Below are 21,923 nucleotides of genomic sequence, written 5' to 3'. Positions count from 1 at the left end.
AAATGGCACGAATTGTCTGCGGAATGGCGAGTTTTTTATCTCATTGAATTTTAATAGAAATAAATATTGCGCTTATTATTGGCGTTATTTTATCCAGAGCGCAGGGTAAACCGGGGAAATAATGTTGCGGAGGGGAATTATTTCATTTGGGTTAGTAATAAATCGGGCCGCCAAATTTTGGTGGCCCGATTAATGATTAAGCGCCGTAAATGCAGTTTTTGCCTTTTTTCTTGGCCTGATACAACGCACTGTCCGCCTCATTGATAAAGCTGATCGGCGTATCGTTATACATATGCGGCACTTTGGCGCAGATACCGATGCTGATGGTGACGATGCCGTGCGGATTACCCTGATGCGGAATTTTCAGATCGCGCACCGCGTTGATGACGCGTTCGGCGAAAATCAGTGCGCCCTGGACGTCGGTATCCGGCAGGATAATCCCCATCTCTTCGCCGCCGTAACGCGCCAGAACGTCGTTGCTGCGGCACGCCAACCCTTTGAGCGTTTGGCCGATCTGCTGCAGGCATTGGTCACCGGCGACGTGGCCATAGCTGTCGTTGTACTGTTTGAAATAGTCGATATCCAGCATCAGCAGCGCCACGCTGCGGTAGTTGCGCGAAGCCCGCGCCAGCTCGTTCTTCAGCGCGATATCAAACTGGCGGCGGTTGGCCAGCCCGGTCAGGCCGTCCAGCAGCGCCAGCTCTTCGAGCATCTGGTTGATGCTGGTCAACTGATCGCGGGTACGCATCAGCTCAGCTTCGGTTTGCATGCTGTGCTTGATTTGCCGCAGCAGCACCATGCCCATCGCCAACAGGATCACCAGCAGCGAGAGGCCGCCGGCGGCGAACAGCCCGGCGTCGGTGCGCCAGTCCGCCAGCGCGTCGCGTTTCGACAGCCCGGCGGCGATCACCAGCGGAAAGCGGTTGACCCGCGAATAGCCGTAGATGCGCTCTACTTTATCGTACAGCGAGGTGATGGTGGCGTTACCGAATTCCGAATGCGGCAAAATTTCGCTGAACAGCACGCCCTTGGCGATGTTTTTACCGATCGACGCCGCCGAGTAAGGGCGGCGGTAAAGGATGGTGCCGTCCGCCAGCAGCAGGTTCAGTGAGGCGTCGGTGTTGAGGGCGAAGCTGTCGTAAAACTGGCGGAAATAATCGATGTACAACGTCGCCAGCACCACGCCGCCAAAGCTGCCGTCCGGGTTGTTGAAACGCCGCGAAACGGGAATGATCAGATCGCCGGTGGTGCGGCTGCGGATCACCTTGCCGATGTACAGGCCGCCGTCGTCGCGGTTTTGATGGTATATGAAGTAATCGCGATCGGCATTGTTGGCGTTCTTGATGAATTTGCCCGAGGAGGTCGCCAGCCAGCGGCCGCGCGCATCGTAGAGAAACAGCCCATGCAGCTGCGGCAGGTTGCCGACCTGCGTTTGCATCACCCGCTGCAGCCGGGTCAATTGCGAGGGCCCCAATCCGTCGTTCTGGAGACGTTCGGTCAGATCGAGCAGATTGCCGTCCACCTGCATGAAAGTATCGTCGGCATGCTGCGCCAGCGAGCGGGCGAGGTTGGCGGATTCATGCTCGGCGCTGCGCAGATCGCGCTGGTGTGCGTTCCAGATTTGCCAGCTGTTAAAGAGGATCAGCGTGGCGGCAACGATGATGACAAACACGCCGGCCTGAAATAATAATGGGGAGCTTTTAACGCTGCGCGCCGGCACGGCATCCTGTATGGGTTGCTGCTGAGTCATGTCACCCTTGTTGTGTGATTACTATTCAGTTTGAGTTAAGAGCAATCTTATATTTTATGCATAAATGCGCCAGACCTCTAGCCTTTAACGAGGCGATAAGGCGAAAGGTCGATCGCAGCCCGCATCAGCGGCGGTGTGAGCACCTCGGAGTGAAAGAGCAATGTCTGATTACATCATTATCGCTTTACTGACGCTGGCGGTGTATTACCCCCTTACGCTGGGAACGCTGGCGGTGATGATGTACTTCGCCTGGCGCCGCCGCCGGTCGCCCTATTGGCGGTTGGGATTGGCGCTGTTGGCGCTGCTGTTCGTGCTGTTCGCCAAAGCGGCGTATGACTGGCACCGCTACAGCTAGCGGCGCCATGCGGGGTTATTCGACGTTGATCATCCAGTTGACGCCGAATTTGTCGGTCAGCATGCCAAAACCTTTGGCCCAGAAGGTGGCTTGGTAAGGCATCGTCACCTGGCCGCCCTGCGCCAGATTGTCGAACAGTTTGCGTCCTTGTTCCGCATCGCTGGGGTTCAGCGACAGCGAGAAACCTTTGTGGGAAGCACCGCCGCTGTCATCTTGCGGACAGCCGTCGGAGGCCATCAGTACGCCGTCGCCGATCAGCAGGCGCGCATGCATGATCGCTTCAGGATTGACGTCCGCCGGCCCGCCTTGGCGGGCTTCTTCGGGCATGTCTTTGAAGCGCATGACCATTTCAATTTTGGCATTCAACTGCTGTACATAGAAGTTAATCGCTTGCTCACAGTTGCCGCTGAAGAACAAATAGGGTTGTACCAGCATGACATTGACCTCGGTTGTGGCCCGACAGGCAACGACCGGCCCTCGGGCGGGAAGAAATGATTGCTGGCGGCAATAATTGCCGTCGGTGACTTATTAGTGTAGTCCCCCTGACGTAGAATGCTCGTGCGAGGTGAGCGCCTTCGCCGCCGGTAGGACGGGCAAAGGCGCGAAGGGATCAATACAGCGACGGTTCGCCGGGTGGGCGGGTTTTAAAGCGGCGGTGCAGCCACATGTATTGGTCGGGGGCCAGCAGCACCTGTTCTTCCACCACGCGGTTCATCATGGCCGCCGCGCGCGTTTCATCATCCAGCGGGAAGTCCGTCAACGGCGGCTGCACGATCAGCTCATAGCCCTGAGCGTTTGGCCGGCGGCGCGGCACGAAAGGCACGATCGACGGCCGCCCCATGCGCGCTAGGATAAAGGTGCCGGTGGTCGTGGCGGCATTTTCCACGGCGAAGAACGGTGTGAATACGCTACTTTGCGGCCCATAATCGTGATCCGGCGCGTACCACAGGATTTCGCCCTGTTTCAGGTTGCGGATCATGCCTTTGATATCTTTACGATCGATCATGAATTTATTCGAGCGCAGCCGGCCGCGGGTCTGTACCCATTCCATCAGCTTGTTGTTGTGCGGGCGGTGCACGCCGATGCCGGGGTTTTGCATGCCGAAAATGCGCGCGCCCAGTTCCAGCGTCAGGAAATGCAGACCGATCAGCAGAACGCCTTTGCCGTCCTGACGCGCCAACCGCATGTTTTCCATGCCGCTCACCTTGAACCAGCGGGCGATGCGCCAGTCGGGCCAGAACCAGGCCATGCCGACTTCGAACAGCCCCATGCCGACGGACTCAAAATTTTTGACGATCAGCGCCTCGCGCTCGGCGGCGGGCATCGCGGGGAAGCAGAGTTCTAAATTGCGGCGCGCTATTTTTACCCGGCGTTTCATTAGGCGCATGGCTATTCTGCCAAGGCCGTGTCCGAGCCGATAAATGAGCGGGTAGGGCAGTAATACCAAGAGATAGAGTATTCCCAGTCCTATCCACAACAACCAATAACGAGGGCGCAAGAATTCGCGCTCAAAGCGTTGGTTAGAAAGCATTTTTCCTGTTATTCCTTTTCTTTCCCAATGGGACCTTAACCCAAATTTCCATAAGGAAGATGATAGAATATTTTGTGCTAAACAGGATTTTCCATTAATGCTTTTTTTACGCTTTATTTAAACGCAGGCGAAAAACGAAGCGAAATAGGATTTTTACCGAGGGAGGAGGGGATATTTTCCGCTATTTCAACCGGCTGGCGAAATTGAAAAATAAAGACACAATTAAGCGCATCGCAAAAGTGACAACGGCTATGTAACCTCAATGAAACAGTAACGCCGCGGAACCGTCCCAAGCGGCGGCCAGTGCGTACAGTAGCGCGAGGATCAGGACTATGGGGGCATTGAACATTGGCGTTTCCTCCAGGAGGATGTGTTTAAAGTTTAGCCTTGCAAGATGACAGCGGGATGAAATCAGATCGTTTTTTGTATGGTGAAATTCAGACGGACGGAAATGGGTAAACCGCTGATTTTTTACTATAGTCATAGTGTGAAGTTGTGCGTTTGCCGCCGGACGCCTCCGCATTGAGCGGCAGCGGGCAGATTGCCCAGAGCAAGATCGCGGAGCGGACGGCGCCTGGCGCGAAACATGTGACGAAATTCTCAGAGAGTTGGTCTGTAAGGGTTTGACATGTCATATGAAAATGACGATCTAAACGGTGTTGAGCAACCGAGCGACTACGTGAAAACCACCGCCTGCGAAGTGAGCAGCGGTGTAAAAGCAGCGCTCGAGCAATCATGTGCCTGCCTTAAGGATAACCCTTGGGCGGGGATAGGCGCCGGCGCCGTCGTGGGCCTGGTAATAGGATTTCTGTTAGGCAAAAGGTAATAGGGAGAGTAAAGATGGGCATCATTTCCTGGATCATTTTTGGTTTAATCGCCGGTATCCTGGCCAAGTGGATTATGCCGGGCAAAGACGGCGGCGGCTTTATTGTGACCGTTATATTGGGGATCGTGGGCGCCGTCGTCGGCGGCTATATCAGCACCTTCTTCGGTATGGGCCGCGTTGACGGTTTTAACCTGGGCAGCTTTGTGGTGGCGGTAATCGGTGCTCTGGTGGTGCTTTTTGTCTACAGGAAGATCAAAGGCTAAGCAGCCGTTGCTCAACAGGGTCGCCGCGGCGGCCCTTTTTCGTGAAATCAATCCGGCGGTGCGGCGCGGGCCGTACCCGCTGAAAGGGGAATATCATGGGTCTGTTCGATAGCGTATTGGGTAACATTCTGGGCGGCGGCGCCAACGGTGGTAAAGGTATCGACTACATCGCCATTATGCAGTGGGTCGAGCAACAAGGCGGCCTGCAGGCCATTTTGGACAAGTTCCGTCAGGGGCAGTTCGGCGATATCGTCGGTTCCTGGCTCGGCAATGGTGAAAATCAGTCGATTACCGGCGACCATGTGCAGCAGGCGTTGGGTAGCGACGCCATCAACCAACTGGCTGAAAAGCTGGGCATCGATCCGGCACAGGCGTCCAGCACCATTGCGCAGTTCTTGCCAACGGTCGCGGATGCCGCCTCACCAAACGGTGAAGTTCAGCAAGACAGCAACGAGCTGGGCGATATGGTCGGTAAACTGTTCAAATAATGATTAGGCTCCCGGCGCCTGGCCGGGAGCCTTCACTCCGCTAATTCCCTCGATCGCCGTCAACGCCTGCTGCAGATGCGCCACCCAGGCGCGCACTTTCTCCGGAATAAAACGTAAGGCGGGATAGACCGCGTGCAGCGCCATGGGCGGGTAGCGGTATTCCGGCAAAACGGGCACCAGCGCCCCCGTCGCCAGCTGCTCGGCGATTAACGGTCGTTGGGCGCCGCCGATACCGGCTCCAGCCTCAATGGCGGCCAGCAGCGATAGCGTATTGTTGGCGCGGAACGTGGGCCGCACTGCAACCATCTCGGGGCCGTGCGGCCCGAACAGAGTGAGCGTATCGCCGTCGTTCAAACCGCTGTAACGAATGTGCGCATGTTTAGCCAGCTCCGCCGGCGAACGGGGCGTGCCATGTTTGTCCAGATAGGCCGGTGACGCCACCAGCAGGCGTTGCAGCTCGCCCAAACGTTTCGCCACCATGCCGGGCGCATGCAGTTCACCGAAACGCAGCGCTACGTCGATGCCTTCGCCGATCACGTCGGCGCGACGATCGTCCAGCAGCAGCTCGATGGCGAGGCTCGGATGACGTTGCTGGAAAGCGATGGCCAGCGGCGTGACGTGCAACTGCCCGAACCCGGTCGGGGCATGAATGCGCAGATTGCCCTGTAACTGGTGGCGCTGGCCGCGCAGCGCTTCTTCCGCTTCGTCGACCGCCGCCAGAATCGGTTTGAGGCGCTGATAATAACTGCTGCCGGCATCGGTCAGGGTGACCGCCCGGGTGCTGCGAAACAGCAGTTGGGCCCCGAGTTGCTGCTCCAGACCGGCGATTTGCTGACTGACCGCCGGCTGCGTCAAACGCAGATCGCGAGCGGCGGCCGACAGGCTGCCCAGCTCCGCCACCCGCATAAAGGTTTTCATGGCGTTCAGCTTATCCATGTCGATCTTGCCTCTAGATTTTTCTTATAAGTGTTAGTGGAAAGTCTCTTCTACCGCAAGCATTACTAATCAATGACACTCAGGGCATCGATAACCCGAGGAGTGACAAGATGAATGCAAAGCGGCAGGCATTGGTGATCGGCGCCAATGGCGTGATTGGGCGCCGATTGATTGAGGAACTGGCCGGACAGGGCTGGCCAGTGGTGGGCGTCTCGCGGCGGGGTGGGCAATCGGCGCCGGGAGTGCGCCACCTTCAGGTTGATCTGCTGGATGCGGCGGCGACGCGCGACGCGCTGCGGCCGCTGAGCGCGATTAGCCACGTTTTCTATGCCGCCTATCAGGATGCGCCGGACTGGGCGGGGCTGGTGGCGCCGAACCTGCAGATGCTGCAACACGTCGTCGAGGAGCTGGAGCCGGTCGCGCCGGCGTTGGAACATATCAGCCTGATGCAGGGCTATAAGGTGTATGGCGCGCATTTGGGGCCGTTTAAAACGCCGGCGCGCGAAAGCGACGCCGGGCATATGCCGCCGGAGTTTAACGTGGCGCAGCAGCAGTATCTGGCGCAGCGGCAGGCCGGCAAGCGCTGGCGTTGGAGCGCCATCCGTCCAAGCGTGGTGGGGGGCTTCTCCCTCGGCAATCCGATGAATCTGGCGTTAAGCATCGCGGTTTACGCCTCGATCAGCAAAGCGCTCGGGCTGCCGTTGCGCTTCCCGGGTAAACCGGGCGCTTACCACAGCCTGCTGGAAATGACCGACGCCGGGCTGTTGGCGCGCGCCACGCTGTGGGCGGCGACCGAGCCGGCGGCGGCCAATCAGGCGTTTAATATCAACAACGGCGATCTGTTTCGCTGGAGCGAGATGTGGCCGAAAATCGCCGCTTACTTTGGGCTGGAATGTGCGCCGCCGCTGCCGATGCCGCTGGAGAGCATGATGGCGGACAAAGCGTCGCTGTGGCGGGAGTTGGCGCAGCGGCACCAATTGGCCGAACCGGACTATCGCGCGGTGGCCGGCTGGCGTTTCGCCGATTTCGTCTTTTCCTGGGACTATGACATGTTCGCGGATGGCAGCAAGGCGCGGCGCTTCGGTTTCCACCAGTTTGTCGAAACCGAAGCCATGTTTTTCTCGCTGTTCGATGAGTTCCGCCGCCGCGGCATCATTCCCTGAGTGCGGCATCGGTTTCCCCGCAGCACCGGCCGCGGGGAATAGGCTCAGAACGTCAGCATGATCTTGCCGATGTGCTCGCTGGACTCCATCAGCGTATGCGCGGCGGCGGCCTGCTCAAGCGGGAAGGTTTTAAAAATTTGCGGTTTCAGCACGCCGCGCTCCAGCAGCGGCCAAACCTTTTCGCGCAGATCGGCGGCAATCTGCGCTTTGTCCGCCACGCTGCGCGAGCGTAACGTCGACCCGGTATGGGTCAGGCGTTTCAGCAGCAGCGGCATCAGATTGAGCTCTTTCACCACGCCGTTTTGCGTGCCGATTTGCACGATGCGGCCTTCCATCGCTGCGGCCTGATAGTTTTTGGCGACATAATCGCCGGCGATCAGGTCGACGATGACGTCGGCGCCTTTACCGTTGGTGGCGTCTTTGGTGCGTGCGACAAAGTCTTCGCTGCGGTAATTAATCGCCACGTCGGCGCCCAGCGCCAGGCTGGCCTGACGTTTCTCTTCGGAGCCGACGGTGGTGATCACCTGGGCGCAGAAGGCCTTCGCCAGCATGGTGGCGACCGTGCCGATGCCGGAGGTGCCGCCATGGATCAACACGGTTTCGCCGGCTTTGAGATGACCGCGCTGGAACACGTTGACCCAGACGGTGAAGAAGGTTTCCGGCAGCGCGGCGGCCTCGGTCAGGCTCAGCCCCGCCGGCACCGGCAACGCATTGCTTTCATGCACGGTGCAGTATTCCGCATAGCCACCGCCGGCGATAAGGGCGCAAACCCGATCGCCGAGCGCGAAGTGGGTCACGCCTTCACCGATGGCCACTACTTCGCCGGCAATTTCCAGGCCGGGGATATCCGAGGCGCCGGGCGGCGGGGCATAGTTCCCCTGGCGCTGCAGCACGTCGGGGCGGTTAACGCCGGCGGCGGCGATTTTCACCAGCAGTTCGCCCGCTTGCGGAACGGGCACCGGGCGTTCGGTAACGACCAGAACGTCGGGAGCGCCCGGTTGGCTGATTTCAATCGCTTTCATCGTGTCGGGCAGCGCTGCATTTGTTGACATGGTTACTCTCCTCATCGTGGCGGACGTGATTATCAGACGAAACGTCCGCAATAAAGTCTGCTGTTAGCTTAGCGAAATCGAATGAGGCGCGCGTGGTTGAATAGAGCGGTTTTGCGAGGAAGGGGCGAAGCCGCCGCGATGGGCGGCAGGGCATTAATCGTTAGGCGGGATGCGGAACCCTTTCAACGAGACGATGAAGTGTTCTTTTCCTTTGGAGATTTTGGCGCCTTTATCGCACCACAGGCTGGCAAGCTGGAAGAAGTCGTCGCTGCCGATATCGTAGGCCAGTTCGATTTTCTTGGCGGTGCCGGCGCGGATGAGTTTTTCTGCTTCCTGATGGTTTGCAGCTTTAATTATGGTCATGGGCGAAATCCTTGGTGTTAAGCCAGAGCGGATAAACGCGAATCATCATATGGCCATAATGTGACAATTTTGTGATGAAAGCATGACAGCCCGCGAAGGCGCGGCGTGCGATGTGCCGGGCCTTCGCGGTGAAAGCGCGTTGTCGGTTACCGATCGTGCGGGCGGACGAGTGTGCTTTTTTTCTGAGATTTTAAATGCTTGTAGAGGGCGAAGCCCGCAATGCCGGCCAAGACGGCCAGGAGGGCAAGGGATCCTGTGGCCATGAACGTTACCTCCGAATAAGAATGGCAAGGAGGCGTATTTGTGACATTCATCACTTTGTGGGGCAATGAGAGCAATCTGTAATCGGAAGACGCTTTGAGGGATAGGCCCCAAAAAAAAAGCGCCTATAGGGAGGCGCATAAAGATTTGCAACACAGCTTGTTGTGTTCAACACCAGGAGGAGTGGTGAACTGAGGCATATTCTATGCAGCGGCAAAGGAGGCTGATATAGGCATTACTCCGAAAGCGCCACTACCACTCATAGCCCAACTGAATGTTGTAATCGGGATCCTGATTGGTGGAATAAGGATCAGACTGGCGGCGGCGATCGGTTTTCTTCACCGGGCCTTCATACGCGGGATAAGGTTTGGCGCGCGGTTTGCTGCAGCCAGGATGATCGCACTCAATATCGACGCGAAAACCGCTTTTATCTCTCGCCTCTGTCCAGGCGATCGGCGGTTTTCCCGTTTTGGGGGCCGGCTCAGAGGAGGCAGGCGGCTTGGGCGCGGGAGCCATGCTGGGGTCGGGGGCTTGATAATTGAGCTCCAGTGCACTCTGCGGAGCGCTGTAAGCGGCAAAGGCCAGCAGGGCGGCGGTACTGACAGCCGGTAATGTAAGCCATCTCGGCATGGTGAATCTCCCTGAATGATTTCGTCAGGCAACTATAAAACAGCAGAACGAGAATTACTATCATTTGCCTTGGGCGTTACGGGCGAGTCAGGCGGCGGCCCTATCGGCAGACAGGGTCAATTCCTGTGCGTTTAGCCGAGATTAGCGCCCCATTGCGGCGAAAAAGGTTGCTATTGCCGCTCGCTCATGAGTTAATGATGTCGGCCTGTGGTACAGACCTATTTATGCACGACATTTTGAGTAAAGTAGTTCAAATTTAAAGCGTTATCCCGGATAGCCCTTCTCTGACGAATTTCCTTTCCAGTGCCTCCATAAGTAACTGATGACCGGCTACCTCGCCCATGGCGGCTTACATTTATTATTGAAGGAAATTAGACATGTCTAACATGATCAAAGGTCAAGTGAAGTGGTTCAACGAAGCTAAAGGTTTTGGTTTCATCACCCCAGCAGACGGCAGCAAAGACGTATTCGTACACTTCTCTGCTATCCAGGATCAAGGCTTCAAGACCCTGGCTGAAGGCCAGAACGTACAGTTCTCTATCGAGAACGGTGCGAAAGGTCCATCTGCGGCTAACGTTACCGCTATCTAATTGGCGCCTGGCGCTGATTGAGAAAAACCCGCCGCGGCGGGTTTTTTTATGCCTGCAATTCAGCGGTGCGCAAAAAAAAGCCCGCAAGTCTGCGGGCAAAAGTTCCTTGTTACTTCTTCATTTGCGAGCGCTTCTCTGGGGGGGAAACGCCTGAAGACAGGCTACGCGAGACCGGCTTAAGATTCTGCGGCCAAACCGTTAAGAAAGTGAAAATCCAGGCGGCTGCTACGCTGATAGCAGAGGCCGGCAGGGCTGGAGCGGTGTCCATCACCTCCGGTTTTGTAATACACTGACGGCAATCGCAAATAATGGAGAAGGGTATGCAGGTTAACGATCGAGTGACGGTAAAAACAGACGGCGGCCCGCGGCGTGAAGGCGTCATTCTGGCCGTAGAGGTGTTCAACGAAGGCACCATGTATCTGGTTTCTCTTGACGACTATCCGGCGGGCGTCTGGTTTTTTAATGAAATCGACAGCCGTGACGGCACGTTTGTGGAGCCCTGTCGCGAGCACGGACAGTAACTTAGGCTAATCTCATTAATTTGCTAATGAAATTGTCCATTTTGAGATTATTTCATTGCGGTAAGATTTTTTTTATCGACGGCAAAAAAATACCCGTTGCGCTAGCGGGGGATAACGCAGCAGGTATTTTTTTGTGGTTCCAGCGGCGGCTATCCAGATGACATTATCACCGGGTATTTAACGGCTGGTAAAACAGAGCGGGGGCGTTCTCTGTGGTTCAGCGGCTATTGACGAATATTCCACTGGTCAATGTATCGGTCAAACGAACAACGTGATAAATGATCTGCTTGTTGTGCGTTTTTATTTTCCGCTTGATGTTTCCCTTGTGGGAAGAGACCGTTTTGGCCTTTATTTGCATCTGGTCTGATATCTGGATGGTGCCTTGACCGGACATCCACATGCGTAACATGTTTGATTCAGTCTGGCTCAGCGTTACCGGCGTTTGATCCAGAGAGGATTTCTCCGTACGCAGAGACGTTCTCTCGAGATAGTGACTAAGTAGCTGATTCATAGTCTCTGGCTTGATGGATTTTGACGATATGATGACGTTCTTGCGAACATATAAATAATCGTCGAAATGTACGTTGGTAATGGCCATGAAGATGAAGAATAACGTATCCGGGTGCAGTGAAATGACCCGTTTTATTCGCTCGGTGGCGTTTGCTTCGTGGATGAAGCAGTCCTCGTTAATAAACACCAGGCTCGGATTCAACTTGCTGCATTTTTCATGCAGGCTGTCAATGTCCTCGATGGCATTAATATGGCGCTTCTTCACGCCATGCGAAGTCAGATAGTCGGTTAACCCCAATCTGGTATAGCTACATGAATCCATGATAATCGTTGGCATATCGCACCCCCACTTAAATCCGTTTTACTGCGGTAATATGAGAAAAAGCCTAAAAAGCCGAAAGGCAAAATGGAGCAATAATTCAGTGTAGCGAGTGTTCTATCAATAAACACGGCGTCACTCAATGATATTTTCATACTAAACTTATTAATTGCATGAATCTATAAGTTTGGCTTAAGTCAGAGCGATCTGCTGCTCGTCCAGCTTCGGCATGTTGAGCCTGATCTGCGCTTGGCGCCCGTGCCTGTCTGCATTGCTTGCCGCGAATCTGTTCATCATGTCACGAAACAAAATTTTAGTTTGCTAGGAAAAGTCTTAAAAAAAATTCATGTGTCGTTTTTTTGACGTCTTTCAGCGCATTTTTTGAGTGGACAAAAAACGCTCCATCTGGTGTTTTTCGTTTTTTTTATTTAAAAATCATTAAGTTATGGTGTTTTTCTGCTTTCCATGCTAATGATTAGCACTTCTTTTTTTATCATAACGGCAAACGAAAGTTAACATTATGGCCGGAATGTGTAGCTTATTTGTTGCTATAAATCACCGTTTTACAATGAGTTATCTGGATATTTATTTTACATGAAATAGTTTTCGTGAATGTTTAACGGTGATTCAGTGATTTCTCTAAACTATCATCCTGCGGCCCGATCCGCAGGGGAGGAATGGCAGGTCGGAGTTGTCTCTGGCTCGCGTTGGTTTTAACTTGCCTCTCCACCTTTCAAAAACAGGATGTCGCGGTGAGACGGAATCAGTATGGGCAGCCGATAGGCGAAGCCCTCCCTCATTGGCAGCCGGCAGGCATGCCCGGGCACTCGCCGTTGCAAGGGCGGTTTTGCCGCCTCGAACCGCTTAACCTCGCGCGCTGGGGGGAGGCGCTTTATCAGGCTTATCAATCCGCCGAGGACGATCGCGACTGGACTTATCTGTTTTGGGAACGGCCGCAGTCGCTCGCAGATTTCCAGCGTTATCTTCAGGCTCAGGCGTCCAGCGCTGACAGAAACACGATGGTAGTGATCGATCAGTCAAACGGGTGCGCGGTGGGAAGCTGCGCTTTTTTGCGCATCGATCCTGCCAACGGCGTGGCCGAACTGGGCACCATCAACTGGTCGCCGCTGATGAAGCGCAGCGCGCTGGGCAGCGAGGCGATTTTCCTGATGCTGCGGCATCTGTTCGACGATCTTGGCTACCGGCGCTGCGAATGGAAATGCGATAGCCTCAATCTGCCTTCACGCCAGGCCGCCGAGCGCTTGGGTTTCCGCTATGAAGGCACGTTCCGCCAGGCCGTCGTCGTCAAAGGACGCACGCGCGACACCGACTGGCTGTCGATCGTCGACGGGGAATGGCCGGCGCGGCGCGCGGCGTTTGCCGCCTGGCTGTCGCCGGATAACATCGGCGATGACGGGCGGCAAGAACGGCGTTTGCTGGCCTTCCAACTCGGGTAATACGCCGCGCGCGCTAGGCCGTTTCCGCCAGGCAATGGCGCAGCGAGTCCAACGCCAGCCGGATGTCCTGTTCCTCCGTCATCCAGTTGACCAGCGCGGCGCGGATCCCCGGCTGACCGTTATAGCGCGTAGGGGTGCAGCGCACCACGCCGTGCCGGCTCAGGCGCTCGAGAAAGCGATCGCGCGCCGCCTCGCTGTCGCCCTGTGGATGGCTGAGTGCGAAGCACACCACGTTCAAATTCACCGGCGCCAGCAGCTGGAAACCGTCATCGGATGCCAGCGCCGCCCCCAGCGCCTGCGCCAATCGGACGTTGCGCTCGACGATATCCCGTATGCCGCTGCGGCCATAGGCTTTCAGCGTCAGCCAAAGCGGCAGGGCGCGGAAGCGGCGCGAATTTTCCGGCGTCAGATGCAGATAGTTGTCTGGCCGCAATGTCGGTGCTTCCAGGTAGGCCGAATGGTTCTGAAATACCTGCATTTGCAGATCCAAATGGCGGGTAAATTGGATCGCGCTGTCATAAGGCACGTTCAGCCATTTGTGCGCGTCGACAGTGATGGAATCGGCATGCTGCCAGCCCTCAAGTCTTGGAGCGTAGAGCGGCGAGCAGGCCGCCACGCCGCCAAATGCCGCATCGACATGCAGCCAAAACGGATAACGCTCCCGCAGCGCCAGCAGACGCGGCAGGTCGTCGAAAGCGACGGTGTTGACCGTACCGGCGCTGGCCAGTACCAACGTTGGCTGGCCGGCGCCGGCGGCGAGCTGCCGTTCCAGTGCTTCCATATCCATGGCTTCAGACTCCGGCAGGCTGGCGACGGTCGTCAGCGCCTCGCGGCCGATACCGAGCATGCTGAGCGCCTTCACGCTGCTGGAATGTGGATTGGCCGACAATACCCGGATGGAACCCAGCGCCGCCAGGCCCTGTTGGGCGATATCCACGCCGTGCTGTTGTCCCAGCCACTGCCGGCCAATGGCCAGCCCGGTGAAATTGGCCATGGTCGCGCCGCTGACCAGGCTGCCGCTGAACGTTTCCGGCAGGCCCAGCAGGGATTTCAACTGCGTCACGGCCGCCAGCTCGATCGTGGCTGCGATGGTATCATGGCTGAGCAAGCTATTTTGGTCTGTCACGCTAACCAGCCAGTCCGCTGCGACCGCCGCCGGGGTGCCGCCGCCGGTGACGAAGCCGAAATAACGCGGGCCGGCGCTGGCGGAAATGCCGGCCTGATAACGTTGCCAAAAACGCTCCAGCGCCGCCAGGGCGCCTTCGCCGTTTTCATCTAGTCGATCGTCGCCCGGTTGCAGCTGCTGATGCTCGAGCGGCGGGCAGACCGAGCGTTGCTGCAGCCCGGTCAGGAAATCTTCCGCCAACTGGCGGGTGTGGTCGAGGATCTGCGGAAACTGCGCGAGATCCTGTTGTAAACGTGGGTGCATGGTGGCTCCGAAAGCGTCAGGGATGATGGGGTAAACATAGAACATTTGCCTGCCGGTCAAAATCGATGAAAAATAACCTTTTTGGATAGCCTGGTTAACCAATGATGAATGAACGCATTCCCCTGCATGTCTTGCCGACCTTTGCGATCGCCGCCAGGTTGGAAAATTTGCGCGCTACGGCGGAACAGGTGCATTTGACGCACGGTGCGGTCAGCCAGCAAATTCAGCTGCTGGAGCAGGCGGTCGGCTATCCGCTGTTTGAACGGCGCGGGCGCGGCGTGCGCCTGAATGCGGCCGGGAAAGAGATGCTGGCGGCGGTGGAACCGGCGCTGCAGGCGCTGCAGCAGGGCGTCGCCCGCGCCCGGCGTGCGGCGACAAGCCAGACGCTGCGCATCAGCGTGTTGCCGTCTTTTGCCCATTATTGGCTGTTGCCGCGTCTGCCTGCTTTTCATGAGGCCTGCGCCGATATTGCGCTGGATATCGATGCGTCGCTGGCGCTGCAGGATCTGTCGCAGCGAGGGTTCGATGCGGCGATCCGCATCGGCAGCGGTCAATGGGCGGGGCTGCAGGCGCAGCGCATCGCGTCGGGTGACGTGCTGCCTGTCGCTTCGCCGGATATGGCGCGAGAATGGGGGGCGGCGTTCGAGAACGGTGGCGATATTCCGTTGCTCGAGCACGACGTCAGTCCCTGGCGCGACTGGTTCAACGCGCAGGGGCGGCCGTTATGCGGGCGGCAACAGGCGTTGTTCAACGATGCCGGATTGTTGATTCGCGCGGCGGAGCAAGGGTTTGGCATCGCGTTGGCGAAAAAGCTGCTGGTCCAGGATGCTCTCGACGCGGGGAGACTGGTGGCGTTGGCCGCGCCCCGTCGTCTGAGCGATGACGACGTTTATCTGGTGTGGCCGCAGACCGCCGGGTTGACGCCGGCGGTCACCCGCTTGCTGCAGTGGCTGCAGCAACAGTTGGCGGCGATTTAGCGGCGTAGCCATTCCGGTTGCGAGGTGCCGAGCGTAGTCGCCGGCAGCGCCCATTGCAGCGCCGTGCCCTGCAGGCTTAACGGGGCGCGCAGGCGTTGCGCGGCCCCCCAGTAAGTCAATTCCGTTTCCGGGTTCTCGTCGGCGGTTCCGGCCGGTGCCAGCGGTTCCGGCCGGTAGTCTGCCGAACAGGGATGCGCCAGCAGCAACTGCGCCGTGCGCGCCAGCGACAGCCGCGCGTGGTAGCCGGTGCCGCGGCTCAGGCGCTGCGCCATACCGGTCAGCACCGCCGCCGCCATCAAATAGCCGGTGGCGTGATCCAGCGCCTGTACCGGCAACGGCACCGGCAAACTGGCGCTGCGCCAAACCATGCCCGCCTCCGCCAACCCACAGCTCATCTGTACCAGGCTGTCGAAACCGCGCCGGGTGCGCCACGGCCCGCTCCAGCCGTAGGCATTCAGGCAGACGTCTATCAGGCCCGGCGCCAGCGCGCGTCTTTCCTCCGCGCCATAGCCCAACTTCTCCAGCGCACCGGCACGGTAGCCGTGCACGATCACGTCGGTGTTTCTCAGCAGATGTTCAAACGTATGGCGATCGTGCGCATTGGTCAGGTTGAGGCGCGTGCTGCGTTTGCCCAGCATGACTTCATGTTCAACGCCAGGCTCATCCCAACCGTAGGGATCGATGCGCAGCACGTCGGCGCCCAAACCGGCAAGAAAACGCGTGGCGATCGGCCCGGCGAGAATGCGCGTCAGGTCCAGCACCCGCACGCCGTGCAGCGGCCGGGCGACGGGTAGCGCCCAGCCCGGCGGTGGCGCTTCCGGCTGCAGCGAGGCGTGGATCAGCGGTTCGAGCGCCACGCTTTTGCCCTGAATATGTTGTCGCCACGCGGCCGCCGAGCGCATTTGGGCCGCGCAGCCGCCGGCCTCGATCACCGCTTCCTCCAGCTCGCTTTTTTTCCAGCCCAGCACGCGTTCCGCCAGCGTGCCTTTATCCGATGCCGAACCCAGCACCTGCTCCACCGCTCGCCGATGGTGCGGCGCATTGGTATGCAGGCGTATCCAGCCATCCGCCGTCGCATAGTCGCCGGCCAGTGCATCCCAGGCCGCAGGCAGCGTCCACCCCAGCGGACGCAGCGTCCAGCCGAACCAGAGCGAGGCCAGGCGTTGATCGATCCAGACCTGCGGCGCGTCGGCCGCCTCGCGGCGAAGCAACTCGGCGCAGGCCAAACCGGCGGCGCCCCAGGCGGCGGTAGCCAATTCGGTCACGGGAAACGCCGAAGGCAATGCGCCGGTGCCGCTTACGGTTAGCCGGTCGGCGGGGGCGGGGCGCTGCCCCAGGCTTTGCCAAATTTCGTCGAGCAGAGTGTGGATCAGAGGCGTCATCGGCCACTCCTTGCGGGTCGTCGGAAATATAGCCTAGCGTAGCCCACTGCCGGCGACCTTGCTAAGGCGCAACGTCGAACGTGCGGCCGTCGGCCAGTGTGGCGCGCAGGCTGTGGGCCGCGATGCCGGCGAAAGGCTGCGCGCTGAAATTGGCGGTCAGCGCTTTGTCCCATAGGGCCTGATGCAGCGGCCGGAAGGCGGTGTCGGCGCCCAATGTCGCCATCTTCTATTTGTGACATCGAAATATCATCGCCGTATTCCAGTTTATTTTTCGTTTAATAAATTAGCCTTTACTTCATTATCCGACGTCACTATACTCAGCCAAAATTTCGGTGGAGAAACCCAATTGGACAGTTGTAGTTGTAATAAAACAAATAAGGCAAGCTGACCAATTCTCTTCTGATTTGTTGCTTGCCGTTATCGGCGGGCAGCACCCCTCTCCAGTTATTTCTGAGCTGTGCATACCCGAGTAATAAACGTTTCCTGATGCCTGACGGTTTCAGGTGAATCGAGTTGGACGTTATTATGGTATTTTGCAGCCACAGCCTTTTCCCTCCAGGCACGACACGCTGATTCGCTGATTTATTTTCAGCGCGCTTTCGCGTGTGCTAAACAGCACATGATTTTATCTCCTGCGGTTATTAAGGGGACAGTCATGGCGATGACTCCTTTCGTTTTAAATTTATTGCTGGCGATGTGCCTGGGCGCGGTAATTGGCGCTGAGCGCCAGTGGCGCCAGCGCATGGCTGGCCTGCGCACCAATGCGCTGGTGGCGACCGGTGCAGCGGTCTTTATTCTCAGCGCCATGTCCACCGATCCGGCCAGCGCCGGCCGGGTGGCCGCGCAGATCGTATCCGGTATCGGTTTCCTCGGCGCCGGCGTTATCATGCGTGAAGGGCTGAACATTCGCGGCCTCAACACCGCCGCCACGCTGTGGTGTTCGGCGGGGATTGGCGTCCTGTGCGGCCTGGGCCAGCATTGGGATGCGGTGGTCGCTACGCTGGTGATCCTGTGCGCCAATATCCTGCTGCGCGAAGCCGCGCAGCGCATCAATCTGCAGCCGCATCAGCAGGCGACCGATCTGGAATTGTGCTACCGCATTCAGGTGACCTGCGGCGAGCAGGACGAAATTCTGGTGCGCACCCTGATCTTGCAGGCGCTAAACGGCGTCGCCTTGCGGCTGCAATCCTTGCGCAGCGCCGATATTTCCAGTCCGGGGCAATTGGAAGTGTGCGCGGAAATTACCGCCACTCCGGCCGCGCAAAAAGAAATCGAAGGTATTGTTTGCCGCGTCAGTCTGGAAAAAAGCGTGAGTGCCGTTCGCTGGCGCGTCGCGTCCGAATTACCAGTCTGAATAATAATATAAATATTGATTAACTTGATTATATGTTCGGTTTTATTCATGAGCACCTTGAATAACGTGGGGCATTAAGGAGGCGTTATGGACGATGACCCCGGAAGGGAAATGATTCTTGCGTGGCTGACAGGGTAATTCCGCCATTTAGTCACGCTAATTAAAAATTCCACTCTGCGCAGAGTCACCTGTTTATCGGGCGGGATATCCCTGTGCGTAGAAAGAAAATAAGAGAATAGCGTTATGACTCAGATTAATGAAAGAATGCGTCGCCGTGATAAAGATGCGGCGGCCTACGCCATTGCGCAAGAGGCGACCAACAGCATCGCCCAAACGCTGGCGAACCTGAAGTGCAACCGCAACGGCTTGACCCAGGACGACGCCGATGAGCGGCTGGAGCAGTTCGGCGCCAACCAGGTCGCCCACGACAAGGCGCCGCATGCCTTGATTCAGCTGATCAAGGCCTTCAACAACCCGTTTATCTTCGTACTGATGGTGCTGGCTGCGATCAGTTTCTTTACCGATTATTGGCTGCCGCGCCAGAACGGTGAAGAAACTGAACTCACCGGCGTCATTATCATCCTGACCATGGTCACGCTGAGCGGGCTGCTGCGTTTTTGGCAGGAATACCGCACCAACAAAGCGGCGGAAGCGTTGAAGTCGATGGTACGCACCACCGCCACGGTGCTGCGCCGCAGCAGCTACAGCGCGCATCCGCTGACGCTGGAAGTGCCGATCCGCGAACTGGTGCCGGGGGATATCATTCAGCTCTCCGCCGGCGACATGGTGCCGGCCGACGTGCGTCTCATCGCCTCGCGCGATCTGTTCATCAGCCAGGCGATTTTGACCGGCGAAGCGATCCCTATCGAGAAATACGATGCCATGGGCAACGTGGCGCAGAAGTCGAGCGAAGGGGAAGTATCCAGCGAGAACGCGCTGCTTGAGCTGTCTAACATCTGTCTGATGGGCACCAACGTCGCCAGCGGCACCGCTACGGCGGTGGTGGTGGCGACCGGCGGGCGCACTTACTTCGGCTCGCTGGCCAAGTCGATCGTCGGTTCGCGGGCGCAAACCGCGTTCGATCGCGGGGTGAACAGCGTCAGCTGGCTGCTGATTCGCTTCATGCTGGTGATGGTGCCGGTGGTGTTGCTGATCAACGGTTTCACCAAAGGCGACTGGAGCGAGGCGGCGCTGTTCGCACTGGCGGTGGCGGTCGGTCTGACGCCGGAAATGCTGCCGATGATCGTCAGCTCCAACCTGGCGAAAGGGGCGATCGCCATGTCGCGCCGCAAGGTGGTGGTGAAGCGCCTGAACGCCATTCAGAACTTCGGCGCCATGGACGTGCTCTGCACCGACAAGACCGGCACCCTGACCCAAGATCGCATCATTCTCGAGCACCACATCGACGTCACTGGCGCCAGGGATAACGAGGTGTTGCACCTGGCCTGGCTGAACAGCTTCCATCAGAGCGGCATGAAGAACCTGATGGACCAGGCGGTGATCCGTTTCGGGCGCGGCAAACCGGGGATCGAAGCCCTGGGCCGTTTCAGCAAGGTGGATGAGCTGCCGTTCGATTTCGTGCGCCGCCGTTTGTCGATCGTGGTGGCGGACGAAAATGGCAAGCAGCAGCTGATCTGTAAGGGCGCGGTAGAGGAGATGCTTGAGATCGCCACTCACGTGCGCGAAGGCGACAAAACGCTGGAACTGGACGACGCGCGCCGTGCGGCGCTGCAGGCGCTGGCCCGCGAGTATAACGAAGACGGTTTCCGCGTGCTGGTGCTGGCGACGCGCGAGCTGGATGCGAAGCGCCCAACCGAACCGTTGAGCGTGGCCGACGAGCGCGACATGGTGGTGCAAGGGCTGCTGACTTTCCTTGACCCGCCGAAGGAGAGCGCGCAGCAGGCGATCGCCGCGCTGCAGGAAAACGGTGTGACGGTGAAGGTGCTGACCGGCGACAACCCGGTGATCACCTGTAAGATTTGCCGCGATGTCGGCCTGGAGCCGGGCGAGCCGCTCTCCGGGCTGCAGATTGAACAGATGGATGACGAAGAGCTGGCGCGCGAAGTGGAACAGCGTACGGTCTTCACCAAGCTGACGCCGCTGCAGAAATCGCGGGTGCTGAAAATGTTGCAGAGCAACGGCCATACCGTCGGCTTCCTCGGCGACGGCATCAACGATGCGCCGGCGCTGCGCGACGCCGACGTCGGCATCTCGGTCGACACCGGCACCGACATCGCCAAGGAATCGGCGGACATCATCCTGTTGGAAAAGAACCTGATGGTGCTGGAAGAGGGGGTGATCAAAGGGCGCGAAACCTTCGGCAATATCATCAAGTACCTGAACATGACCGCCAGCTCCAACTTCGGCAACGTGTTCTCGGTGCTGGTGGCGAGCGCTTTCATCCCGTTCCTGCCGATGCTGGCGATCCACCTGTTGATTCAAAACCTGATGTACGACATTTCCCAGCTGTCGCTGCCGTGGGACAAGATGGACAAAGAGTTCCTGCGCAAGCCGCGCAAGTGGGATTCCAAAAACATCGGGCGCTTTATGCTGTGGATTGGGCCGACCTCGTCGATCTTCGATATTACGACCTATGCGCTGATGTGGTACGTCTTCGCCGCCAACAGCGTAGAACACCAGGCGCTGTTCCAGTCCGGCTGGTTCATTGAGGGGCTGCTGTCGCAAACGCTGGTGGTGCATATGCTGCGCACCCAGAAGATCCCGTTCATTCAGAGCACCGCGGCGCTGCCGGTGTTGCTGACCACCGGGTTGGTGATGGCGCTCGGCATCTATATTCCGTTCTCGCCGCTCGGTGCCCTGGTTGGCCTGCAGCCGCTGCCGTGGGAATACTTCCCGTGGTTGGCCGCTACGCTGGTCAGCTACTGCGTGGTCGCCCAGTTGATGAAGCGTTTCTATATCCGCCGCTTCGGCGAGTGGCTGTAAGCCGCCTCGGCGTTCGCTCCAGGGGCGAAATTCTTCGCCCCTGCACCGCTACAGCAGTTTGTTGACCAGCAGGCCGAGCATGATGGTCAGCGTGAAGGAAAACAACGTGCCGAGCAGCACATACTCGGTACGCATCTTATCGTCGCTCTGGCGCAGATCGCCGAAACGGAAGATAGATTTGGCCGCCAGCAAAAAGCCGATCGCCGGGATTTGCCCCAGCAGCACGAAGGTCAGGATCAGCGTTCTCTCCAGATAGCCAATCTGTTTGCCCGCGCGCAGCAGCGAGTCGTTGTCGGCCTTGGCCGAAGGCGGCATTTGCGGCGTCCAGTGCGCCAGCAGTTGCCCGATCAGCAGGCTCATCGGCAGATAAATCAGGCTGTAGGCCACCAGCACCAGCCCGGTTTGCCAACGCCCCAGCTGCCGCCCCAGCGCGGCGAGCAGTTCACCGGCGTTCGGCGTTAGCCCCAGCCACAGCAAGGCGATCACCGCCAGATGCAATCCCTGATCGAGCAGGAAACTGCGGGCCGGGCTCAGGCGGTTCATCGCGGTGACTTTCAGCAAATCGATCAGGTAGTGGCTGACGGCGATGACCAGCAGGCTGGCCAGCACCTGCAGTGAAGAAAGCCCGCCATGCAGCAGGCCGAAACCGGCCACCGCCCAGGCGGCCAGCACCCCGTGCAGCAACGCGTGCAACACCAGAAAACGCGAACGCGCGCGATGCCGAATTTTATCTTCCACCCAACTCAGCGGCTGCAGCGGAAAATCCGCCAGCAGATGGACGAGCAACAGCCAGGCCAGCAAAGGCGCATAGGTCAGATCCATG

23 protein-coding genes are annotated in these 21,923 nt (G+C 58.2%); 11 read left to right on the top strand and 12 right to left on the bottom strand.

The features are described 5' to 3' along the window. Nucleotides 1-196: 196 nt before the first annotated feature. Nucleotides 197-1,750, bottom strand: a complete 1,554-nt coding sequence (locus ACTJJ6_RS18610) for a sensor domain-containing diguanylate cyclase (RefSeq protein ID WP_033639975.1) — start codon at nucleotides 1,748-1,750, stop codon at nucleotides 197-199. A gap of 160 nt (nucleotides 1,751-1,910) precedes the next feature. Between ACTJJ6_RS18610 and ACTJJ6_RS18605 the strand changes: the two genes are divergently transcribed. Further along, the gene (locus ACTJJ6_RS18605; protein ID WP_049240706.1) at nucleotides 1,911-2,105 is read left to right on the top strand and encodes a hypothetical protein; all 195 of its coding nucleotides are present in this window, start codon (nucleotides 1,911-1,913) and stop codon (nucleotides 2,103-2,105) included. A gap of 15 nt (nucleotides 2,106-2,120) precedes the next feature. On the opposite strand, the gene yjdN is transcribed toward ACTJJ6_RS18605, so the two are convergent. Beyond that, the gene (gene yjdN, locus ACTJJ6_RS18600) at nucleotides 2,121-2,540 is read right to left on the bottom strand and encodes a VOC family metalloprotein YjdN (RefSeq protein ID WP_440803294.1); all 420 of its coding nucleotides are present in this window, start codon (nucleotides 2,538-2,540) and stop codon (nucleotides 2,121-2,123) included. 175 nt (nucleotides 2,541-2,715) lie between these two features. After that, entirely contained in the window at nucleotides 2,716-3,636 is a 921-nt protein-coding gene (locus tag ACTJJ6_RS18595; RefSeq protein ID WP_049300288.1) for a Kdo(2)-lipid IV(A) acyltransferase, read from the bottom strand. Nucleotides 3,637-4,264: 628 nt separating this feature from the next. On the opposite strand from ACTJJ6_RS18595, the gene ACTJJ6_RS18590 reads away from it, so the two are divergent. The 3 genes from ACTJJ6_RS18590 (at nucleotide 4,265) to ACTJJ6_RS18580 (ending at nucleotide 5,213) form a co-directional block, all read left to right on the top strand. Next, entirely contained in the window at nucleotides 4,265-4,462 is a 198-nt protein-coding gene (locus ACTJJ6_RS18590) for a glycine zipper domain-containing protein (protein WP_004935148.1), read from the top strand. Between the two features lie 14 nt (nucleotides 4,463-4,476). Next, the gene (locus ACTJJ6_RS18585) at nucleotides 4,477-4,725 is read left to right on the top strand and encodes a GlsB/YeaQ/YmgE family stress response membrane protein (RefSeq protein WP_004935146.1); all 249 of its coding nucleotides are present in this window, start codon (nucleotides 4,477-4,479) and stop codon (nucleotides 4,723-4,725) included. Nucleotides 4,726-4,820: 95 nt separating this feature from the next. After that, nucleotides 4,821-5,213, top strand: a complete 393-nt coding sequence (locus ACTJJ6_RS18580; RefSeq protein WP_016927203.1) for a YidB family protein — start codon at nucleotides 4,821-4,823, stop codon at nucleotides 5,211-5,213. A 3-nt stretch (nucleotides 5,214-5,216) separates the two neighbouring features. Here ACTJJ6_RS18580 and ACTJJ6_RS18575 read toward each other — a convergent pair whose 3' ends face one another. Then, nucleotides 5,217-6,149: a LysR family transcriptional regulator gene (locus ACTJJ6_RS18575; protein WP_033639977.1), complete on the bottom strand. Its 933-nt coding sequence runs from the start codon at nucleotides 6,147-6,149 to the stop codon at nucleotides 5,217-5,219. 110 nt (nucleotides 6,150-6,259) lie between these two features. Between ACTJJ6_RS18575 and ACTJJ6_RS18570 the strand changes: the two genes are divergently transcribed. Then, nucleotides 6,260-7,312 carry an SDR family oxidoreductase gene (locus ACTJJ6_RS18570; protein ID WP_440803291.1) on the top strand — a complete coding sequence of 351 codons (1,053 nt, stop codon included), beginning with the start codon at nucleotides 6,260-6,262 and terminating at the stop codon, nucleotides 7,310-7,312. Between the two features lie 44 nt (nucleotides 7,313-7,356). On the opposite strand, the gene ACTJJ6_RS18565 is transcribed toward ACTJJ6_RS18570, so the two are convergent. The 3 genes from ACTJJ6_RS18565 to ACTJJ6_RS18555 form a co-directional block, all read right to left on the bottom strand. Then, complete coding sequence (locus ACTJJ6_RS18565; protein ID WP_028128134.1) at nucleotides 7,357-8,364, bottom strand: NAD(P)H-quinone oxidoreductase; 1,008 nt, start codon at nucleotides 8,362-8,364, stop codon at nucleotides 7,357-7,359. A gap of 153 nt (nucleotides 8,365-8,517) precedes the next feature. Then, on the bottom strand, nucleotides 8,518-8,727 hold the full coding sequence (locus tag ACTJJ6_RS18560) for a hypothetical protein (protein ID WP_004935132.1): 210 nt from the start codon (nucleotides 8,725-8,727) through the stop codon (nucleotides 8,518-8,520). A gap of 513 nt (nucleotides 8,728-9,240) precedes the next feature. Next, a complete protein-coding gene (locus ACTJJ6_RS18555) occupies nucleotides 9,241-9,618 on the bottom strand; it encodes a hypothetical protein (protein WP_033639980.1) in 378 nt (125 codons plus the stop codon). Between the two features lie 377 nt (nucleotides 9,619-9,995). Here ACTJJ6_RS18555 and cspE point away from each other — a divergent pair, with 377 nt between their 5' ends. Together cspE and dsrB are read left to right on the top strand one after the other, a co-directional pair. Continuing rightward, nucleotides 9,996-10,208: a transcription antiterminator/RNA stability regulator CspE gene (gene cspE / locus ACTJJ6_RS18550; RefSeq protein ID WP_004935122.1), complete on the top strand. Its 213-nt coding sequence runs from the start codon at nucleotides 9,996-9,998 to the stop codon at nucleotides 10,206-10,208. Nucleotides 10,209-10,528: 320 nt separating this feature from the next. Continuing rightward, nucleotides 10,529-10,729: a protein DsrB gene (gene dsrB, locus ACTJJ6_RS18545; RefSeq protein WP_004935117.1), complete on the top strand. Its 201-nt coding sequence runs from the start codon at nucleotides 10,529-10,531 to the stop codon at nucleotides 10,727-10,729. A 217-nt stretch (nucleotides 10,730-10,946) separates the two neighbouring features. Here dsrB and rcsA read toward each other — a convergent pair whose 3' ends face one another. Further along, the gene (gene rcsA, locus ACTJJ6_RS18540; protein ID WP_004935115.1) at nucleotides 10,947-11,576 is read right to left on the bottom strand and encodes a transcriptional regulator RcsA; all 630 of its coding nucleotides are present in this window, start codon (nucleotides 11,574-11,576) and stop codon (nucleotides 10,947-10,949) included. Nucleotides 11,577-12,373: 797 nt separating this feature from the next. Here rcsA and ACTJJ6_RS18535 point away from each other — a divergent pair. Continuing rightward, entirely contained in the window at nucleotides 12,374-13,015 is a 642-nt protein-coding gene (locus tag ACTJJ6_RS18535; protein ID WP_440803350.1) for a GNAT family N-acetyltransferase, read from the top strand. 13 nt (nucleotides 13,016-13,028) lie between these two features. Here ACTJJ6_RS18535 and ACTJJ6_RS18530 read toward each other — a convergent pair whose 3' ends face one another. Then, entirely contained in the window at nucleotides 13,029-14,444 is a 1,416-nt protein-coding gene (locus ACTJJ6_RS18530; protein ID WP_151254660.1) for a pyridoxal phosphate-dependent decarboxylase family protein, read from the bottom strand. 101 nt (nucleotides 14,445-14,545) lie between these two features. Here ACTJJ6_RS18530 and ACTJJ6_RS18525 point away from each other — a divergent pair, with 101 nt between their 5' ends. Then, nucleotides 14,546-15,421 (top strand): LysR substrate-binding domain-containing protein, encoded by an 876-nt coding sequence (locus ACTJJ6_RS18525; RefSeq protein ID WP_016927211.1) that lies wholly within the window; start codon nucleotides 14,546-14,548, stop codon nucleotides 15,419-15,421. Here the strand turns inward: ACTJJ6_RS18525 and ACTJJ6_RS18520 are convergent. Together ACTJJ6_RS18520 and ACTJJ6_RS18515 are read right to left on the bottom strand one after the other, a co-directional pair. After that, entirely contained in the window at nucleotides 15,418-16,803 is a 1,386-nt protein-coding gene (locus ACTJJ6_RS18520; protein WP_143778263.1) for a CoA transferase, read from the bottom strand. The genes ACTJJ6_RS18525 and ACTJJ6_RS18520 overlap by 4 nt on opposite strands. Before the next feature lie 61 nt (nucleotides 16,804-16,864). Beyond that, the gene (locus tag ACTJJ6_RS18515; RefSeq protein ID WP_176062997.1) at nucleotides 16,865-17,026 is read right to left on the bottom strand and encodes a hypothetical protein; all 162 of its coding nucleotides are present in this window, start codon (nucleotides 17,024-17,026) and stop codon (nucleotides 16,865-16,867) included. Nucleotides 17,027-17,458: 432 nt separating this feature from the next. Here ACTJJ6_RS18515 and ACTJJ6_RS18510 point away from each other — a divergent pair, with 432 nt between their 5' ends. After that, nucleotides 17,459-18,157, top strand: a complete 699-nt coding sequence (locus tag ACTJJ6_RS18510; RefSeq protein ID WP_028128127.1) for an MgtC family protein — start codon at nucleotides 17,459-17,461, stop codon at nucleotides 18,155-18,157. 243 nt (nucleotides 18,158-18,400) lie between these two features. Beyond that, entirely contained in the window at nucleotides 18,401-21,100 is a 2,700-nt protein-coding gene (gene mgtA, locus ACTJJ6_RS18505) for a magnesium-translocating P-type ATPase (RefSeq protein ID WP_164053007.1), read from the top strand. Between the two features lie 48 nt (nucleotides 21,101-21,148). Here the strand turns inward: mgtA and ACTJJ6_RS18500 are convergent, their stop codons facing one another. Next, nucleotides 21,149-21,922: a DUF3307 domain-containing protein gene (locus ACTJJ6_RS18500; RefSeq protein ID WP_016927216.1), complete on the bottom strand. Its 774-nt coding sequence runs from the start codon at nucleotides 21,920-21,922 to the stop codon at nucleotides 21,149-21,151. Between the last annotated feature and the right edge of the window lies 1 nt (nucleotide 21,923).

The organism is Serratia sp. 22278 (genome assembly GCF_052045405.1).
GTDB lineage: Bacteria > Pseudomonadota > Gammaproteobacteria > Enterobacterales > Enterobacteriaceae > Serratia > Serratia marcescens.
This window is presented reverse-complemented; position numbering and strand designations above follow the sequence as displayed.

Coding starts and splice junctions, on each gene's coding strand:
- ACTJJ6_RS18610 (WP_033639975.1), bottom strand. CDS start 1,750: ATGACTCAGCAGCAACCCATACAGGATGCCGTGCCGGCGCGCAGCGTT.
- ACTJJ6_RS18605 (WP_049240706.1), top strand. CDS start 1,911: ATGTCTGATTACATCATTATCGCTTTACTGACGCTGGCGGTGTATTAC.
- yjdN (WP_440803294.1), bottom strand. CDS start 2,540: ATGCTGGTACAACCCTATTTGTTCTTCAGCGGCAACTGTGAGCAAGCG.
- ACTJJ6_RS18595 (WP_049300288.1), bottom strand. CDS start 3,636: ATGCTTTCTAACCAACGCTTTGAGCGCGAATTCTTGCGCCCTCGTTAT.
- ACTJJ6_RS18590 (WP_004935148.1), top strand. CDS start 4,265: ATGTCATATGAAAATGACGATCTAAACGGTGTTGAGCAACCGAGCGAC.
- ACTJJ6_RS18585 (WP_004935146.1), top strand. CDS start 4,477: ATGGGCATCATTTCCTGGATCATTTTTGGTTTAATCGCCGGTATCCTG.
- ACTJJ6_RS18580 (WP_016927203.1), top strand. CDS start 4,821: ATGGGTCTGTTCGATAGCGTATTGGGTAACATTCTGGGCGGCGGCGCC.
- ACTJJ6_RS18575 (WP_033639977.1), bottom strand. CDS start 6,149: ATGGATAAGCTGAACGCCATGAAAACCTTTATGCGGGTGGCGGAGCTG.
- ACTJJ6_RS18570 (WP_440803291.1), top strand. CDS start 6,260: ATGAATGCAAAGCGGCAGGCATTGGTGATCGGCGCCAATGGCGTGATT.
- ACTJJ6_RS18565 (WP_028128134.1), bottom strand. CDS start 8,364: ATGTCAACAAATGCAGCGCTGCCCGACACGATGAAAGCGATTGAAATC.
- ACTJJ6_RS18560 (WP_004935132.1), bottom strand. CDS start 8,727: ATGACCATAATTAAAGCTGCAAACCATCAGGAAGCAGAAAAACTCATC.
- ACTJJ6_RS18555 (WP_033639980.1), bottom strand. CDS start 9,618: ATGCCGAGATGGCTTACATTACCGGCTGTCAGTACCGCCGCCCTGCTG.
- cspE (WP_004935122.1), top strand. CDS start 9,996: ATGTCTAACATGATCAAAGGTCAAGTGAAGTGGTTCAACGAAGCTAAA.
- dsrB (WP_004935117.1), top strand. CDS start 10,529: ATGCAGGTTAACGATCGAGTGACGGTAAAAACAGACGGCGGCCCGCGG.
- rcsA (WP_004935115.1), bottom strand. CDS start 11,576: ATGCCAACGATTATCATGGATTCATGTAGCTATACCAGATTGGGGTTA.
- ACTJJ6_RS18535 (WP_440803350.1), top strand. CDS start 12,374: ATGCCCGGGCACTCGCCGTTGCAAGGGCGGTTTTGCCGCCTCGAACCG.
- ACTJJ6_RS18530 (WP_151254660.1), bottom strand. CDS start 14,444: ATGCACCCACGTTTACAACAGGATCTCGCGCAGTTTCCGCAGATCCTC.
- ACTJJ6_RS18525 (WP_016927211.1), top strand. CDS start 14,546: ATGATGAATGAACGCATTCCCCTGCATGTCTTGCCGACCTTTGCGATC.
- ACTJJ6_RS18520 (WP_143778263.1), bottom strand. CDS start 16,803: ATGACGCCTCTGATCCACACTCTGCTCGACGAAATTTGGCAAAGCCTG.
- ACTJJ6_RS18515 (WP_176062997.1), bottom strand. CDS start 17,026: ATGGCGACATTGGGCGCCGACACCGCCTTCCGGCCGCTGCATCAGGCC.
- ACTJJ6_RS18510 (WP_028128127.1), top strand. CDS start 17,459: ATGGCGATGACTCCTTTCGTTTTAAATTTATTGCTGGCGATGTGCCTG.
- mgtA (WP_164053007.1), top strand. CDS start 18,401: ATGACTCAGATTAATGAAAGAATGCGTCGCCGTGATAAAGATGCGGCG.
- ACTJJ6_RS18500 (WP_016927216.1), bottom strand. CDS start 21,922: ATGGATCTGACCTATGCGCCTTTGCTGGCCTGGCTGTTGCTCGTCCAT.